At 70.7% G+C, this 17,141-nt stretch carries 14 protein-coding genes and 1 tRNA gene; 9 read left to right on the top strand and 6 right to left on the bottom strand.

Annotated elements, in window-relative coordinates; all coding sequences use genetic code 11:
- Nucleotides 1–2 precede the first annotated feature (2 nt).
- Genes ACFPFQ_RS07640 through ACFPFQ_RS07625 form a run of 4 tightly spaced genes read right to left on the bottom strand, consistent with a single transcriptional unit; the run spans nt 3 to nt 3,671 of the window.
- A complete protein-coding gene (locus ACFPFQ_RS07640) occupies nt 3–2,354 on the bottom strand; it encodes a hypothetical protein (RefSeq protein WP_379616224.1) in 2,352 nt (783 codons plus the stop codon).
- 23 nt (nt 2,355–2,377) lie between these two features.
- Nucleotides 2,378–2,980: a hypothetical protein gene (locus ACFPFQ_RS07635; RefSeq protein WP_379616222.1), complete on the bottom strand. Its 603-nt coding sequence runs from the start codon at nt 2,978–2,980 to the stop codon at nt 2,378–2,380.
- A gap of 33 nt (nt 2,981–3,013) precedes the next feature.
- On the bottom strand, nt 3,014–3,487 hold the full coding sequence (locus ACFPFQ_RS07630) for a RidA family protein (protein WP_379616220.1): 474 nt from the start codon (nt 3,485–3,487) through the stop codon (nt 3,014–3,016).
- A gap of 4 nt (nt 3,488–3,491) precedes the next feature.
- Entirely contained in the window at nt 3,492–3,671 is a 180-nt protein-coding gene (locus ACFPFQ_RS07625; RefSeq protein ID WP_379616218.1) for a hypothetical protein, read from the bottom strand.
- Between the two features lie 72 nt (nt 3,672–3,743).
- Between ACFPFQ_RS07625 and ACFPFQ_RS07620 the strand changes: the two genes are divergently transcribed.
- The gene (locus ACFPFQ_RS07620; protein WP_379616216.1) at nt 3,744–4,772 is read left to right on the top strand and encodes an ArsA-related P-loop ATPase; all 1,029 of its coding nucleotides are present in this window, start codon (nt 3,744–3,746) and stop codon (nt 4,770–4,772) included.
- Complete coding sequence (locus ACFPFQ_RS07615; protein WP_379616214.1) at nt 4,769–5,977, top strand: ArsA family ATPase; 1,209 nt, start codon at nt 4,769–4,771, stop codon at nt 5,975–5,977. Before ACFPFQ_RS07620 ends, ACFPFQ_RS07615 begins: the two co-directional genes overlap by 4 nt.
- Before the next feature lie 6 nt (nt 5,978–5,983).
- Here ACFPFQ_RS07615 and ACFPFQ_RS07610 read toward each other — a convergent pair whose 3' ends face one another.
- Nucleotides 5,984–6,310 carry a WhiB family transcriptional regulator gene (locus tag ACFPFQ_RS07610; RefSeq protein ID WP_379616212.1) on the bottom strand — a complete coding sequence of 109 codons (327 nt, stop codon included), beginning with the start codon at nt 6,308–6,310 and terminating at the stop codon, nt 5,984–5,986.
- A 233-nt stretch (nt 6,311–6,543) separates the two neighbouring features.
- On the opposite strand from ACFPFQ_RS07610, the gene ACFPFQ_RS07605 reads away from it, so the two are divergent.
- The 7 genes from ACFPFQ_RS07605 to ACFPFQ_RS07575 all read left to right on the top strand — a co-directional run bounded on the left by ACFPFQ_RS07605 (nt 6,544) and on the right by ACFPFQ_RS07575 (nt 15,561).
- On the top strand, nt 6,544–8,862 hold the full coding sequence (locus ACFPFQ_RS07605) for a penicillin-binding protein (RefSeq protein ID WP_379616210.1): 2,319 nt from the start codon (nt 6,544–6,546) through the stop codon (nt 8,860–8,862).
- Nucleotides 8,863–8,968: 106 nt separating this feature from the next.
- Nucleotides 8,969–9,640 carry a hypothetical protein gene (locus ACFPFQ_RS07600; RefSeq protein WP_379616208.1) on the top strand — a complete coding sequence of 224 codons (672 nt, stop codon included), beginning with the start codon at nt 8,969–8,971 and terminating at the stop codon, nt 9,638–9,640.
- A gap of 239 nt (nt 9,641–9,879) precedes the next feature.
- Entirely contained in the window at nt 9,880–11,874 is a 1,995-nt protein-coding gene (locus ACFPFQ_RS07595; RefSeq protein WP_379616206.1) for a bifunctional MFS transporter/dTMP kinase, read from the top strand.
- Nucleotides 11,871–13,022, top strand: coding sequence for a DNA polymerase III subunit delta' (locus tag ACFPFQ_RS07590; RefSeq protein WP_379616204.1), 1,152 nt, complete (start codon nt 11,871–11,873; stop codon nt 13,020–13,022). Before ACFPFQ_RS07595 ends, ACFPFQ_RS07590 begins: the two co-directional genes overlap by 4 nt.
- A gap of 84 nt (nt 13,023–13,106) precedes the next feature.
- Nucleotides 13,107–13,180 (top strand) — tRNA-Thr (locus ACFPFQ_RS07585).
- 94 nt (nt 13,181–13,274) lie between these two features.
- Entirely contained in the window at nt 13,275–14,627 is a 1,353-nt protein-coding gene (locus ACFPFQ_RS07580) for a tyrosine-type recombinase/integrase (RefSeq protein ID WP_379616198.1), read from the top strand.
- Nucleotides 14,628–14,658: 31 nt separating this feature from the next.
- Entirely contained in the window at nt 14,659–15,561 is a 903-nt protein-coding gene (locus ACFPFQ_RS07575; protein WP_379616196.1) for a phosphotransferase enzyme family protein, read from the top strand.
- Here ACFPFQ_RS07575 and ACFPFQ_RS07570 read toward each other — a convergent pair.
- On the bottom strand, nt 15,558–16,952 hold the full coding sequence (locus ACFPFQ_RS07570) for a hypothetical protein (protein ID WP_379616195.1): 1,395 nt from the start codon (nt 16,950–16,952) through the stop codon (nt 15,558–15,560). The genes ACFPFQ_RS07575 and ACFPFQ_RS07570 overlap by 4 nt on opposite strands.
- Nucleotides 16,953–17,141 lie beyond the last annotated feature (189 nt).

Raw genomic sequence — 17,141 nt, 5'->3', positions numbered from 1 at the left:
CCTCAGCCCGACATGTCGGGCCCGCCGCCGCCGTGACCGTTGGTCGGGCCGGAGCCGTTGCCCGGAGACCCGTTGGTGGCTGAGCCGTTCGTGGGCACCCCTGCCACCCCCGCCCGCCGCGTCACGCGGGGCTTGCGGCCCTGTCCCAGCTCGGCCTGCAGCCGGGCGAGCAGCTCCCGGTCGGCCTCGCTCAGTCGGGCCAGCGACTCGGGCCGCAACTGCAGTTCCGGTGTCTCCTGCGGGATGCCGCGCGGCGGAGAGGGCACCGGCGACGGGGATCGCTGCGCCGGTGGCTGGTGGGGTGCCGGCTGTGGGGAGGACACCTGCTGATCCGAGGGTGGGGACACGCTCTCGACCGCAGCCGCCGGCTCATCGGCTTCCCGGTCCGCCTCGGCGTGCCCCTCGGCAGCCTCGACGGCGCGCTCCTCGGGCTCCGCGACCGGTGCTGCCGCTGCGACGAGGTCCTCGTCACCGGAGCGATGGCGGGCCCGGCGCCTGCCACCCTGCTCGGGCTGGGTGGGCGCCTCGTCGGTGCGGGTGGCGGGCGTGCTGTCGACCAGCGCCGACGGCGCCATCGCCCACGATCCCGACGCCCACTCCTTCGCCCAGCGCTCGTCGGTGGGCTCGACCACCGGGGAGCTCGTGGCCTCGTCCCGATCGACGGGGGCGGGTGGATCGACCGGCCGGATGTCGCCGAGGCCCAGCGGATCGCTCTCGAGGATCGTGGGCTCGAGCCGGGCCTCCAGGAGTGGCTCGTTCAGCGGGCCCGCAAGCGGGTCGTCGAGTGCCGCGAACGCCGCACCGGGCCGTGCCTCGTCGGGACCGCGGCCGGCGGACGGCTCGGGATCACCGGATACCGGCTGCAGTGCGCGGGGGCTCGGTGGCGTCCCGTCGCGGCGCACCAGCGGGATCGGGCTCGGCGCGGAGTTGCGCGAGATCGGCGTGACGATCTGCCGTCGCTGCGGACCGCGCCCGGGAACGGGTCGGGGGGCCGGTCGCGGGATCGGATCGGGCGCGACGTCGTCCGCGGGCACGGACCGCCTGCGCCTGCCTCCCGGATCGGGCACGGCGCGGATCGGCACCGGCGGGGGCAGCGGCTCCTGCTCCGCTGACGGCGCGGGGGTCTGCAGCGGTGCCGTGAGCGGCGAGTGCAGGGGCTCGTCGGCTGCTGGCAGGGCGGCATCGACCGATGGCGGCTCGGGGCGCAGGTGAACCTGCTCCTGGCCGTCCTGGTCGAGCGGCACCGCAGCGTCGGGCGTGCCGTCACGGTCGTCCAGGGATGTCTCGTACTGAGGTGTCTCGTCCTGGGATCTCTCGTATTGGGGCCGATCGATCGAATCCTCGGGCCGGTCCTGGAACAGGGGGTTCCTGGCTGTCTGCATCGGCCCGGTGGAAACCGGCGTGGGCCGCGGCGGGGCCGTCGGCTTCGGGCGGTGCTGCTCGTCCGGCTCGTACTCCGCTTCCGGGTACTCCTCGGGCGCGTACTCCTCGGCCGCGTACGACTCCGACGGATGGCCGTCGTCGCCCAGCCCTGCGGCGTCTGCGTCCGTTCGGGCGGCGGGCAGCGGCGAGACGGGCATCGGATCGGCGAGCGGATCGCTTCCGGGTGGGAACAGGGGGGAGGGCAGCGGGGCGTCGAACCGATCGTCGTCGTGATCGGGCCCGTCGTGATCGGACCCGGCGCGCGCCTCGACGTGCGCTGCGTCGAGGGGCGTCGGCAGCTCCAGCGCGTGGTGGGCCGCGACGTCGGCGGCCGGCTCGTCGGGACGGGCCGGGACGGCGTTGCGCAGGGCCGCTGCGTGGTAGGCCGACAGCGGACGACCGGCGGTGAGCACCTCGACGGAGGCCTGCGCGCCGGCTCGCTCCAGTGCGACGGCGAGCTGGTAGGCCAGCACGTCGGTGGGCGGGCCACCCGCGTCGACCTCCACGAGCAGCACCGGGTGCGGCAACGGGCCCGGTGCGGACCCCGCGGGCGTCAGGCGCCAGGTGAGCAGGACGCGGCAGTCGCGCAGCTGGCGGGCCGGCAACGCGCGCACAGCGGCGGCGACGTCGGGCCCGGCGCCGGCTTCGTGGTCGAACCGGTGCACGGTGAACTCGTCGAGGCCACCGATGGGCAGCGTGGCGGCGTCGGGATCGACCCGGGCCGCCCGACCCGCGGCGACCAGTGCGGCGTGGACCGGTTCCGGCAGGCCGGTGCCCTCGGCGAGCAGGCTCGCGGTGAGCAGCTCGACGGCACGGGCGTCCTCGCCGACGGCCGCGAGCTCGCGAGCCCAGCCGAGCATGTCGTCGTCCACCCGGCCGGCCAGCGCGAGCAGCAGGTCGTGCGTCGACTCCGCCGCCGTGCGCTCGTCCACGTGACCTCCTCCGGTTCCGGCGTTCACACGCCCGCCTGTGCCATCCCTGCCACGACGGGGGAACGCCACAGCGGGGCCGATCCGATGATGGCTGCCTGGTGGTAGGCCGGGGGCTCCCCGTGCGGTGGGAGCACCTCCACGCACGGTGTGCGGTCACCGTGCGCCCGCAGGACCCGTTGCAACGTTCCGGTGAGCACCCACGGCCGTTCGGCGCCGTGGACGAGCACCACACGCTGCTGTCGGCGCGCTCCGGACCGCCATGCCTGCCGCAGCTCGACGCACCCCGCGTGGCCGCGGACGACGGCCAGCACGCTGAGCGCGGCCTGGTCGACGGCACCGGAATCCGGGTGGAACGCGGCGGTGGGCTCGTCGGGAACGTGCAGCGGCAGCACGGCGTCGATCAGGCGCCGGGAGGCACCCCACTCACCCGCGGTGGCACCCAGCAGGTCGCGCTCGTCCTCGGCGAGGCCGACGCGGTTGCGCAGCAGCTCGCGGGGCAGCACCGCGCTGATCGCGGAGCGGCCGCCCGCCGCCAACCAGTCGCGCAGCCGCCACAACAGCTCGTCGGGCAGCCGCCCGGCGAGCCGGACGAGCAGGTCGTGGCATGCCTGATCAGCGGCGGTCATGGAACTACCTCCACAGGGGCTGGGCCCCTGGTGTCACGGGGCGGAAACCTCGACGATGATCTCGACCTCGACGGGGGCGTCGAGCGGGAGCTCGGAGACGCCGACGGCTGAGCGGGCGTGCGCGCCCGCGTCGCCGAAGATCTCCTTGAGCACGTCGGACGCGCCGTTGATCACACCTGGCTGGCCGTTGAAGCCGGGGGCCGACGCCACGAACCCGACGACCTTCACGACACCCACCACGTTGTCGATGCCGACCAGCGCGTCGACCGCGGCGAGCGCGTTGATCGCGCAGATGCGGGCGAGCGCGTTGGCGTCCTCGGCGGTGACCGCGGCGCCGACCTTGCCCGAGCCGGCGAGCTTGCCGTCGACGAACGGCACCTGGCCCGCGGTGAAGACGAGCGTGCCGGTGCGGCGAGCGGGGACGTAGGAACCAGCCGGTGCGGCGACACCCGGCAGTGTGATGTCGAGCTCACGCAGGCGGGCGGAGGGGCTGCTGACGGAAGCCATCCGATCAGCCCTGCGCCGGGCGCTTGAACCACGCGACGAGCTGCTCGGGGTTGGCGCCGGTCGTGACCGTCACCAGCTCCCAGCCGTCGCGGCCGAAGTTGTTGAGGATGGCCTGGGTGCTGTGGATCAGGACCGGCGCTGTGAGGTATTCCCACTTCGTCGCGGCCGAACCGGGGGAGCTCATGGCCTGAGACTGTAGTCAGCGCCTCATCCCGTTCGGGCGGCCGGGCGGCGTCGGCCCGATTAACCTGGTGGAGTGACCTCAACCGCGTGGCCAGCAGCACTGTCGGCCGCCCGCCTGCATGTCGTGACGGGGAAGGGCGGCACCGGCAAGACCACGGTGGCCGCCGCGCTCGCACTGGCGCTCGCCACGGGTGGCAAGCGCACCCTGCTCATCGAGGTGGAGGGCCGCCAGGGCATCGCCCAGCTGTTCGACACCCCGCCGCTCCCCTACGAGGAGCGCAAGATCGCCGTGGCGCCCGGCGGCGGCGAGGTGCGCGCGCTGGCGATCGACGCCGAGGCCGCGCTGCTGGAGTACTTCGAGCTGTTCTACCGGCTGGGCATGGCCGGGCGCACGCTGCGCCGCATGGGTGCGATCGAGTTCGCCACCACGCTCGCGCCTGGCCTGCGCGACGTCCTGCTCACCGGCAAGGTCAAGGAGTGCGTCGGGCGCAAGGAGCGCGACGGCAGCCCGGTCTACGACGCCGTGGTGCTCGACGCGCCACCGACCGGGCGCGTGGTGAGCTTCCTGGACGTCACGGCCGCGATGGCCGACCTCGCGAAGAGCGGCCCGATCCACACGCAGGCCAAGGGCGTCGTGGAGCTGCTGCACTCGCCGCTCACGGCCGTCCACCTGGTCACGCTGCTGGAGGACCTGCCCGTCACCGAGACGCTCGAGACCGTCGACGAGCTCAGCGCCAAGGGCATGCGTCCCGGCGTCGTCGTCGCCAACCAGGTGCGGCCGCAGTGGCTGCCCGATCGCTCCGTCGCGGCTGCGGCCGGGGGTCGCGTCGACGCCGACCGGATCCGCTCGGGCCTGGCCTCGGCCGGCCTGGACCTGCCGCCGGACGTGATCGACGGGCTCGTGGCCGAGACGGTCGAACACGCCGTGCGCGTGCACGGTGAGGCGATGGCACTGGCCCGGCTCGATGCCGAGCCGGTGCGGCCGCTGCCCCGGATCGAGCTGCCGCGGGTGATCGAGGGAATCGATCTCGGTTCGCTCTACGAGCTGGCCGAGGAACTGCGCGAGTACGGCGTCGGCGCCGTTGCGGAGGTGTCGGCATGAGCCCGTCGAAGGCGCCGCAGGCCCTGGACATCGACACGCTCCTCGACGACGCGGCCACCCGCGTCATCGTCTGCTGCGGCTCCGGTGGGGTGGGCAAGACCACCACGTCGGCGGCGCTGGCGATCCGGGCCGCCGAGCGTGGCAGGCGCACGGTCGTGCTCACCATCGACCCGGCCAAGCGGCTCGCGCAGGCGCTGGGCCTGGCGGCGCTGTCGAACGAGCCCGGTCGGGTCGAGGGCATCGGCGGTTCCGGCGCCGGCGGGAACCGCGGTGAGCTGCACGCGATGATGCTCGACATGCGACGCACCTTCGACGAGATGGTGCAGGCCCACTCGGAGCCCGACCGCGCCGAGAAGATCATCGCGAACCCCTTCTACCAGACCATCTCCTCCTCGTTCTCGGGAACGCAGGAGTACATGGCGATGGAGAAGCTCGGGCAGCTCGCGGCCACCGGTGAGTGGGACCTGATCGTGGTCGACACCCCGCCGTCGCGCTCGGCGCTGGACTTCCTCGACGCCCCGCAGCGCATGTCGACGTTCCTCGACGGCCGCATGATCCGGTTGCTGTCGGCACCCGCACGTGCCGGCGGCCGGGGGCTGATGAAGATCGTGGGCGCCGGGTTCGCGCTGTTCGCCAAGGCCGTGTCCACCATCCTCGGCGGCCAGCTGCTCGCCGACGCGTCGTCGTTCGTGCAGGCGTTCGACACGATGTTCGGCGGCTTCCGCGAGCGCGCCACGGCCACCTACCAGCTGCTGCGCTCGCCGGGCACCGCGTTCGTGGTGGTGGCCGCCCCGGAGCCGGACGCGCTGCGGGAGGCCGCCTACTTCGTGGACCGGCTCTCCGCAGAGGAGATGCCGCTGGCCGGGCTCGTGCTCAACCGCACGCACCCGGTGCTGGCCGAGCTGTCGGCCACGAAGGCCCGCACGGTGGCCGACGAGCTGCGCGGCGCGCCGCTGGCCGCGGCCGTGTTGCGGCTGCACGCTGACCGCGTGGACCTCGCCGAGCGCGAGGAGCGGCTGCTGGCCCGTTTCACCAGCGCGCACCCCTCCGTTGCGGTGAGCCGGGTGCCGGTGGTGGCCGAGGACGTGACCGACCTCGGCGGGTTGCGCGAGATCGGCGCCCGGCTCGCATCGGCCGCCGCTCCCGTCGAGGCCGCACCGGCGCCGCCAACTCCGGTGCAGCAGCCCCTGCGCAAGGCCCGCTGACAGCCCTCAGCCGGTGCGGTCGAGCTCCACGTCGTCGTCGACGTGCTCGCCCGCACCGCCGTAGTGCGCGTCGCGGGCCTGCTCCAGCAGATCCGACCAGGAGTCGACATCCGGGCGCGATCGCAGCAGCGCCCGGCGCTCCCGCTCGGTCATGCCACCCCACACCCCGAACTCGATGCCCTCGTCGAGCGCGTGCGCCAGGCATTCGGCTCGCACAGGGCACGTGCGGCAGAACTGCCGCGCCTCCCGCTGGCGAGCGCCCGTCACGAAGAGCTCCTCGGCGTCGGTCGTACGGCACCGCGCGGCCATCCGCCAGTTCCACCGGCCCGCCATGGTCGCTCCCTCGTCGTCGATGTGGTCGTCATGACCAGCACAGACGAATTCTGGGAGCCGGAGGTTCCACCTGATACCGAGTAGAAGTACTCAACTTCTGCCGTTGTCGACCTGACGGACCGATCACGTGGTTCCGCGTAGTCTGACCGTTTGTGAGCTCCCCTCGCAGGCGTGCGCGTCCGATCGGCTTGCTGCTCGCACTCTGCCTGGTCGCAGGGGTGATCATCGCGGGGATGACGTTCCCGATCGTCGCGGGTGTCGGGCTCGTGTCCAACGACGCGGGCGACAGCGTCAACACGGTGTCCACCGACCTCGTCGACGGGCCGGTGCCGCGCACCACCGTCGTCACCGACTCGGCCGGGGCCCCGATCGCCCGCTTCTTCGAGACCAACCAGAACCGCACGCCCGTCTCGGCGTCGCAGATCTCGGCGGCGATGAAGGCCGCCATCGTGGCCATCGAGGACCGGCGCTTCTACCAGCACCAGGGCGTCGACTGGCAGGGCACGATCCGGGCGCTGATCGCCAACTCCACGAGCGGCGACGTCGTGCAGGGCGCGTCCACGCTCACGCAGCAGTACGTCAAGAACTACACGCTCTACGTCACGGCGAAGACCGACACCGAGCGGCTCAAGGCCACCGAGCAGACCCCGGCCCGCAAGCTCAAGGAAGCGCAGATCGCGCTCCAGATGGAGCACAACCTGAGCAAGGAGGAGATCCTCACCCGCTACCTGAACATCGTCTCGTTCGGCAACGGGGCCGCCGGGATCGCCTCCGCGGCGCGCACGTACTTCAACACCACGGCCGATCAGCTGACGGTGCCGCAGGCGGCGCTGCTGGCCGGCATGGTCCGCAGCACCACGGCGTTCGACCCGCTCACCAACCCGCAGGCCGCGCTGGAACGGCGCAACCTCGTCATCAAGCAGATGCGCGAGCAGCAGATGATCGACGACACGCAGATGCAGGCGGCGCTGACGTCCCCGCTGGGCATCGCCAACCCGCTGGTGCTCCAGAGCCGGGGCTGCATCGGTGCCGGTGACGCCGGCTACTTCTGCAAGTACGTCGTCGAGTACCTGACCACGGCCGGTTTCACCACCGACCAGATCGACCGCGGCGGCTACACGATCAGAACAACGCTAGACCGCGACGCCATGACGAAGATGAAGGCCTCCCTCAACGCGGAGGTGCCGCCCAAGCAGGCCAACGTCGCCAACGTCATGTCGATGGTGGCGCCGGGCCAGGACAAGCACAAGGTCATCGCGATGGGGTCGAGCCGCACCTACGGCCTCGACGCCGAACAGCTCGAGACGAGCTACGGGCTGCCGTACGAGCCGGTCAACCTCGGTGCCGGCTCCACGTTCAAGATCTTCACCGCCGCCACGGCCCTGGAGAAGGGCCTCGGCATCAACTACCAGCTGGCGGTGCCGCCGAGCGGTTACGCGTCCCCGATCTACACCGACGCCAACGGCAAGCCGTTCCCGGTGGCCAACGCCAACGCAGGCCCGCTCCCGGACCGGATGTCGCTGCAGGACGCGCTCGCGCAGTCGCCGAACACCGCGTTCGTGAAGCTCGAGGAGTTCACCGGCGTCCCGCCCGTCGTCGACATGGCCGTGCGGCTGGGGATGAAGTCGCTGGCCACCACGCCGTTCATCGACCCGAACAGCGGCAAGGTCACCGACCGTTCCATCGCCGAGGTCACCAAGGACCAGAAGCTCGCGTCGTTCACCCTCGGCGTGAGCCCCACCAGCGTGCTGGAGCTGGCCAACGTAGGCGCCACGCTGGCGAGCCACGGCAAGTGGTGCCCGCCGTCGCCCATCGAGTCGATCACCGATCAGGCCGGCGCGCCGGTGCCGCTCACGGAGGCGCCCTGCGAGCAGGCCGTCGACCCCGGGCTGGCCGACACGCTGATGGTCGGGCTGAGCAAGGACGACGTCAACGGCACGGCGGCGGGCGCGGCGGGCTCGGTGGGGTGGAAGCGGCCGATGGCAGGCAAGACGGGCACCACCCAGCAGCACAAGTCGGCCGCGTTCGTCGGCATCGTGCCGCAGCTGGCCGGTGCTGTGATCACGTTCGACAACTCCAGCTCGCCGCGGCCGCTCTGCGTCGGCGCCAAGTCGCCGTTCGCCTGCGGCAGCGGCAACATCTTCGGTGGTGGCACACCCGCCAAGACGTGGTTCGGCACGATGAAGCCCTACCTCGAGGGCCAGCCCGTGCTCCCGCTGCCGGTGCCGGTCAGCAAGTACCTGGAGGGGGGCGCCGCCACCCGCGTGCCCGACGTCGTGGGCCGCAGCCTCAACGACGCCAGGGGCATCCTGCAGAAGGCGAACTGGTCGGTCTCCACCCGCACCGTCGACAACGCGGCGGAGAAGGGCACGGTGGTCGGGCAGAGCCCCAACGGCTCGGCGCTGCCCGGCGAGACGATCATCCTGACGGTCAGCAGCGGCACCGCGCCGCCCGCACCGCCGCCTCCCGGTGAGGAGGGCCAGCCGCCGCCCGGAGACGGGCAGGGACAGGGCCAAGGGCAAGGACAGGGTCAGGGGCGGCCCGGGAACTGACCGGTATTTCCCCGCCCGCAACGCGGTCGCCCGTCGGTGTGGTCCGGCACGCCACGCGCCCGCGATGACCACCGCCGCGGCCCGGAGCGGCCTACGATCCGGGCACATGACGACCTGGCCGGGTGACGCGCTCTTCGGGCAGGACGGCACCGGCGACGGCGTCGGTCCCCTGCCGGGATTCGAGCTGCCGGTCGTGCGCCTCCCCACGATCGGGCTCGACGGCGAGATCACCGGCCTCGACGAGCTCGACGCCGACCTGGATGCGGGTGCGGAGGCACCACCGGCTTCCCGCCCGCCGGTTGCTCCGCCGGTGGCACTTCGCGAGCCACCGGCGCCCGCCACGCCCCCCTCCGGCGCCCGGCCTGCCAATGCCGGGCAGGTCGTGTCCGGCTGGCGGATGAAGACGCCGCCGGCGCCCGTCGCGGAGCCGGAGCGGCGGGTCGACCCGCCCCCGGACGCAACGGCGCCACCCAAGATCGTCCGCCCTGAGGTCGCCCACACCGAGGTCGCGGCGTTCGACGAGCCCACCCGCGACCCGGGTCTGCCCGTCGAGCGCCGCCCGGTCCCGGTGGCCCGGCTGCCCCGCCCCAGCATGCCGGCGCCGAACCGGCTCCCGCCGCGTCCGGAGGCCCGGCCCCGGGTGGTGGACGACGGCAGCCTGCTCGGGCTGACCAGGCACTCCCGCAGCAAGATCGGTTCCCGGCTGTTCACCTGGTTCTTCGTCGCGGTGTTCGCGCTGATCCTGATCCAGATGATCGCCGTGCTCATGAACCCGTGACCGATCACCGACAACCGCCGGTGGATCGTCACGTCCCCGGGCGCCGATGTCGGTACTGCCGTCTACGCTGTCACCGGCAGCTTTCCGGCTGTCGTCGCGGTCCCGAACGCATCGCCCAGCGCATGCTGTCGGCCCGGCCGAGGAGGTGACGCGCGATCGGCCCCGAGCCTGCCTCGTCGCGCCCGCCGGACGCCATCCCGACGCCCCGGCAGGCCGAACCCGTCGCTGCGCTGCCGCAGATGGCGGCACCCACGTCGCACCGCGTTCGCAGCGTGCTGGCCATCCCCGCCTTCCGCAGGTTGTGGCTGGTCACGTCGTTGGCGGGCATCTGCGACTGGATGAGCCTGCTCGCGCTGTCCGCGCTGGCCACCCAGCTCACCACCGGCTATCAGGCGCAGAGCTTCGCGCTCGGCGGCGTCGTGGCCACCAAGCTGCTCCCGGCGCTGCTGCTGGGCCCGCTCGCGGGCGCGCTGGCCGACAAGTTCGACCGCCGCCGCGTCATGGTCGTCTGCGACTTCCTGCGGGCCGGCCTCTTCGTGTCGATCCTGCTGGCCGAGTCGCTCGTCTGGCTGTTCATCGCCACGTTCCTGATCGAGATCTGCGCGCTGTTCTGGATCCCGGCGAAGGACGCGTCGGTGCCCAACCTGCTGCGGCGGCCCGACCAGGTCGAAACGGCCAACCAGCTCGCGCTCGTCATGACCTACGGCGTCTCGGTGATCACGGCGTCCGGCCTGTTCACGCTGTTGTCGAGCACCGAGCGGGTGTTCGGCTGGTCGAAGATGGACACGCTGTTCCTCGCTCTGGGCTTCAGCGGGCTCGCCTACCTCGTCATCGCGCTCACCGTCCTGTTCCGGATCCCGGAGATCTCCGGGCGGCGGCTCGAACGGCGGGCCACGGCGCCGGGCGTGCTCACGTTGATCCGCGACGGCGCCGCCTTCGTGGCGCGCACACCACTGATCCGTGGGCTGGTCATCGGCATCATCGGCGCGTTCGCCGCAGGTGGCACCGTCATCGGCTCGGCCACGCTCTACGCCGTCAGCCTCGGCGGCGGCAACGCGGCGTACGGCATCCTGTTCGCGGCCGTGTTCGTCGGGCTGGCGCTGGGCATGGGCGCGGCGCCGCGGATGGCGCGGCGGCTGCCGCACAACCGGCTCTTCGGCGCCGCCATCGTCGCTGCCGGGGTGGCGCTGGTACTGGTCGCGCTCGCACCGCACCTGTTCGTCGCCATCGCGGCGGTGATGCTGGTCGGGTGCTTCGCCGGCATCGCGTTCCTCACCGGGCTCACGATCATCGGCTCGCAGGTGGCCGACGAGATCCGCGGCCGGATCGTCGCGCTCGTGCAGTCCATCGTCCGGCTCACGCTGCTCGGCTCGATGGCGCTGGTGCCGCTGATCGTCGGGCTGGTCAGCGCGCAGACCATCGACGTCTTCGGCTTCCCGTTCGTCATCGACGGCACGCGGGTCGTGATGCTGGCGGGCGGGCTGGTGGCGGCGGGAGTGGGCGTGCTCGCCTACCGGGAGATGCAGGATCGCCGCACCGAGCCGATGCTGCCGGATCTGCTGGCCGCGCTGCGGCGGGGTGAACCGCGACAGGGCTCCGGCATCCTCGTCGCCGTCGAGGGCGCCTCGGCCGAGGAGACCACGGAGCAGGCGGCTCGGCTGGCCGCGCGGCTGCGCGCGTCCGGTCACACCGTGGTCGAGCCCGACAGCACCGAACGCGACCGGGAACGGTGGACCGCAGCCACCCGGGAGGCGTCGTTGTCGGGCTCGCGGGCCAAGGCGCTCGCCGCGGCGGCCGTGCGGGCCGATCAGGTGGAGCGCGTGATCCGGCCGGCGCTCGCGGGCGGTGCCATCGTCGTCGTCGAACGCTTCCTGGCCAGCCCGCTGGCCCAGTTCGGCGCGGCCGGCAGCATCGCGGCGCTCGGGCAGGGCGAGCTGGAGAGCCTCACCGAGTGGGCCACCGGCCGGTTGCGGCCGGACGTGTCGGTGCTGCTCGACCGTGCGCCGATGGGCGCCACCCCAGCCGCCGAGATCTCGGGCGAGGAGCACGTCCGCGTGCAGCGCCTGCTCACCCGGATGGCAGCGGCCGAACCCCACCACTACGCCGTGGTCGATGGCGACGGCAGCGCCGACGACGTCGCGGAGCGGGTGTTCGCCGGGTTGCTCGCTGTGCTGCCCGCGCTCGCGGCCGGCACCGCCGACAGCGCGGTCCCCTCCGCGGAGGCACAACCGTGACGGTCTGGGACGAGGTCGTCGGCCAGCCGCTGGCCGTCGCCGAACTGAGCGCGGCGGCCGAGCAGGCCACGTCGATGACCCATGCCTGGCTCTTCACCGGCCCTCCCGGCTCCGGGCGGTCGGTGGCGGCGCGCGCGTTCGCGGCCGCGCTGCAGTGCCCGTTCCACGGCTGCGGCGAGTGCGCGTCCTGCCACACCGTCATGTCGGGCACGCATGCCGACGTCCGGGAGATCGTGCCGGAGGGCCTGTCGATCTCGGTGAAGTCGATGCGCACACTCGTCCAGTCGGCGGCGCGGCGCCCGGCCAGCGGCAAGTACCAGGTGCTGATCATCCAGGACGCCGACCGGCTCGGTGAGCGGGCCGCCAACGCGCTCCTCAAGTTCATCGAGGAACCACCGGAGCAGACGATCTTCCTGCTGTGCGCGCCGTCGGACCACCCCGACGACCTGCCCATCACCATCCGCTCCCGGTGCCGCCCGGTGCCGCTGCGCACGCCGTCCCCGGCCGCGATCGCCGATGTGCTGGTGCGCCGCGACGGCATCGACCCCACCCAGGCGCAGTGGGCGGCATCGGTGTCCGGCGGCCACGTGGGTCGGGCGCGGCGGCTCGCCCGCGACCCGGAGGCCCGGGCCCACCGCGAGGCGGTGCTCGGCCTGCCGATGCGTGTCCGAGGGCTGGGCGATGCGTTCGCCTACGCCGGCACGCTCGTGCGCGATGCCAAGACCGAGGCCACCGAGCTGAGCGAGACCCGCGATGCCGCCGAGCGCGAGGAGCTCGCGGTCGCGATGGGAGCAGGCGGCGTCGGCAAGGGCGTGGCAGCGGCGGCTCGGGGCGCCAAAGCCGCAGAGAAGGAGCTCGAGCGCCAGCAGAAGTCTCGCAACACCCGCACCCAGCGCGATGCGATCGACCGCGCCCTCGTCGACCTCGCCGGGTTCTACCGCGACGCGCTCGTGGTCGGCAGCGGTGCGCAGGTGCCACTGACCAACCCCGACCGCGAGGCCGACGCCCGCCGGGCGGCCACCGAATGGTCCGCCGAGTCGGTGTTGCGCAGGCTCGAGGCCGTCCTCGCCTGCCGTACGGCGATGGATCAGAACGTCAAGCCGGAGATCGCCGTCGAGGCCATGATGATCGCGATGCAGCGCGGCTGATCGCCGCAGCCCGGGCCTGCCGCGGTGGCACCGGGGGGCTGTCGGAGGCGCCGGAACCGGTCAGTACACTGGCCCTCGCACAACGCCGCCTTAGCTCAGTCGGTTAGAGCGACGCACTCGTAATGCGTAGGTCTGGGGTTCGACTCCCCAAGGCGGCTCCCCAGGTCAGAGGCCCTTTTAGGGCCTCTACCTAGGCCCTGGAACGGGCCTCGTGGAACCATTCGTGGAACGAAACGCCTCTACGATGGTTCCATGGCGCCATCCAAACCGCGCGCTCGACGGGCGCGGGGCAACGTCTACTGGCTTCCCAGCGGCTCCGCCCGGGTGACGGTCTATGGCGGGATCGACCAGCTCACGGGCAAGCGTGTGCAGCTGCGAGAGACCGTTGCGGCACGAGCGACGCGCCGTGAGACCGAGAAGGAAGCCGAGAAGGTCCAGACCCGACTGCTCAATCGGGTCGACGAGCGCCGCAGTCCCCGTACCGAGGCGACGGTGAACGAGCTGCTAGACCGATGGCTCGAGGTAATCGAAATCGAGCGCAAGACGCGAACCGGGTACGTGGGGAAGATCGAGAAGCACGTGCGGCCGACGATCGGTCGTCTGCAGGTCGGGCGGGTCCGGGCGGACACGATCGAAGGTCTCTATGCGCAACTGCGTCGTTGCCGCGATCACTGCCGAGGCGAGAAGTTCGTCCAGCACCGTACCGACGTCGAGCACATATGCGACGAGCACACCGCTCGGCGGAAATGCGCCAAGGATGTCGCTGGGGATCCCAATGTGCTCTGCCGTTGGTGCAAGCGAGCGTGTGCACAGCATCGCTGCGTTCCCTTGAGTGCCGGGAGCATCCGCGTTGTCCACGCCATCCTGAGCGGAGCGTTCATGCGCGCGGTTCGTTGGGGTTGGATCGCAGTCAGCCCGATCGAGCAGACCGAGCCTCCTACAGTCCCCCAGCCCAATCCTGCGCCTCCGAGCGCGGAGGAGGCTGCAGCGATCCTCACCGAAGCATGGAGGGACCCGGACTGGGGCGTCCTGGTCTGGTTCGCCATGACGACCGGCATGCGTCGGGGCGAGTTGTGCGGACTCCGGTGGAACCAGGTCGATCTTGACGTTGGAGTGGTGACGGTTCGGAACAGCATTGGTCAGATCGCGGGCGAGGTGTGGGAGAAGGACACCAAGACCCGACAGCATCGCCGGCTCACACTTGATGATGAGCTGATCGACGTACTTCGGGAGCACCGGGCGCGGTGCGACGAGCGCGCGGCTGCGGTCGACACTCGCGTGCGGCGGGATGGCTTCGTGTTCTCCGCGGTGCCTGACTGTGCGAAGCAGCTGAGCCCTGACACTGTGACGCAGCGGTACTGGCGTCTTGCGAAACGCCTTGGCTTCGACACACACCTTCACAGCCTGCGGCACTACTCGGCGACAGAGCTCATCGCCGCCGGGGTCGACATCAGGACCGTTGCGGGCCGGCTGGGGCACGCGGGTGGAGGTTCGACGACGCTACGGAGCTATTCAGCGTTCGTCCTCGAAGCGGACCAGCGCGCCGCTGTTGCTCTCGCCGCGAGACGCCCGCGACCGGTCCGTCGGCCATCAACCGGGACCTGAGCGCGCTACGTGCTCCCCGTACGGTGAGTTCATGGCCGGTCAGTCCGTCACCACGTTCAGCCGGGAGTCAACGAGTGCCGTCTTGGAAGCGGCATGTGCCCACGTTGGCCTCGACCCGCACGGTGCCGAGTTACTCAGACTGGGCGAGAACGCGATCTATCGCCTGCGGACGTTACCGGTTGTTGTCAGGATCGCCCGCAGCATGGAGCACTACTCGGACGCCGCCAAAGAGGTCGCTGTCTCTCGATGGCTCGCGGAGAGGGACATGCCCGCGGCGCGGACGTGGGCTGTCACTCAGCCCGTCGAAGTCAGTGGCCACCCGGTGACGTTTTGGCAGTACATCGACGGCCGTCCAGGCGGTTCAGGGGACGCGCGCGAACTTGGCGAACTACTCCGCAGATTCCATTCGCTCGAACCTCCAGAAGAGTTCGAGCTCCCGCGGGATGATGTCCTTAATCGAGTAGAGTCGCGGATCGCACAGTCCAAGATCCCTTCTGCTGACCAGGACTTTCTGCGAGGCTTGCTCGGTGAGCTGACGTCTGCGATATCTGAGCTGTCGTTCCCTATGGCTCCTTCCGTGCGACACGGAGATGCCCATGTTCAGAATCTCATGATTACGTCCGATGCCGTCGAGCTGATCGACTTCGAGCGGGTCTGCTGGGGTCATCCTGAATGGGACCTCGCCGTGACGGCCACGGAGTACGTCACCGCCCAGTTCTGGACAACAATACAGTATAGCGAATTTGTTAGCGGTTACGGGTGTGACGTGATGGAGTGGGGCGGATTTCCGACTCTGCGTCGAGCTCAGGAGTTCACGATGACAACCTGGCTGATGCAGAATATCGATGAGTCCCGAGAAATTCGAGGCGAGTACGAAAATCGGATGGAAACTATTCGCAGGGGCACCCCCGGTCGCGCGTGGCGCGCGTTCTAGGCGGACTTCTTCGGGCTCCCGATTATGGGTGCGGCGAACGTGACGAGTTCGAGGACGTCCGGATCGCGAGGGTGTAGCGACGTGGCGACCTGGACGAACTCCTTCACGTAGTGCCGGTAGCGGCTCGACTGAAGGGCGCCGGCGAGGGTGATCGCATGGCGAGCCGTCTGGACGGCCTCGTCAAGTGATCCCTCGGTGAGCGCGCCCATGGCGGTGACCATGTTGATGAACGCTCGCGTGCGAGGTGGAGTATCGGCAGGTGCCACAGCGAGCGCGGCGAACCGCCGCGTCTCCTCAGGTCTGCGGAGGTCGCGGAAGCAGTGAGCGGCTTCTCCTGCGAGCTCGGCGCGGTCGAAGTAGCTGATCCACTCCGGGTCGGCCCCAGGATTGCTGTTGTCCATTGCCGAATCGGCGCGAGCAAGTACGGCCGCGCACGATCGATGGTCTCCAAGGGATGCGAGTGCTCGGGCTTCCATCGAGAGCAACATTGAAACGGTAGTCGATGACGGTGACCGTGCTGCAGCGGACTGTGCGGCTCGCGCAAGTTGTGCGGCATGTGTGAAATGGCCTAAGTAGTTTGCTTGGTGACTCAGGTTCGACAGGAGTCTAGCGCCGAGAAGGAAGTCGTCCGCTTCTCGGGCGAGGCGTAGCGCATGGACAAAATATCGCTGCGCTGCACCGTGTCGCCCGGCATCATATGCACTCCACCCAAGCATCTGCGCGAGCTCGGCTGTAGCAACGAAGAGTTCTTGGCGATGTGCGCCTCGCGGAAGCGCATCGAACATCGGCAGAACCTGGCTGCGGAAGTAGTAAAGCAAGAGTTCTCGTGTGTGGCCACCTCCGACGTGGAAGTCCAGATCCATCAGGCGTGCCGTGGTGAGTCGGATCGCGGTCGCATCGATGGCCTCGCCATCTGATGGCGCGTCGACGAGCTCGGATCGTCCATCTCCGAACAGGTATCCACTGATCACTCCGGGCGCCGCATGGATATCCCAGGTTCGGAGTTGCTCCGGTGACGCATCGTCCAGGTCGGCTCCGGCAACGGAGCGCAAGGCTGTCGTCGCGATGTTCGCGTCCTGGGGATACTCAACATCAAGTCGGACCGGTCGCGCCTCCGGATGCTCCTCGGCGAGTGTTGCGGTAAAGCCGAGTGTGAGCGGGGTGATCGCTCGGCGCAGCGCGTCCGACATCGCGGCAGCGATGTAGTGGGCCGTCTCGGGCTTGGGCTGAACACCATCCAGCCACCGCTTGACGCTGCCATGGTCCGAGTACACGACGCCGCCGCGGCTCTGCGCGAGACCTCGTACGTTCAATGCGAAGCGCTTGTGGCTCAAGCCGGACTCGGCGAGTGCTGCTGCAAACGCTCGGTTCGGCTGCACGTCCTTGGCCACGCGATACACCCCCAGGAGCACGGTCTGTGCCTGGAGGCTGGCACAGCAGCAGTCGTGCCCGTGGCCGTTCCGAAAAACTCGTCGTGCGCTCGCCTCGATCCCGTGCGCCCTCGCATGCGCCCCCTGTGCAGCGGTGCGCCCCCTGTGCGCGCTGTAGACGGCGGCGCACAGCCCGTTAACTGATTCGCA

The organism is Pseudonocardia sp. GCM10023141 (assembly GCF_042653605.1).
Note: the sequence above shows the minus strand (reverse complement) of the source record. Positions and strands in the feature narration are given on the sequence as shown.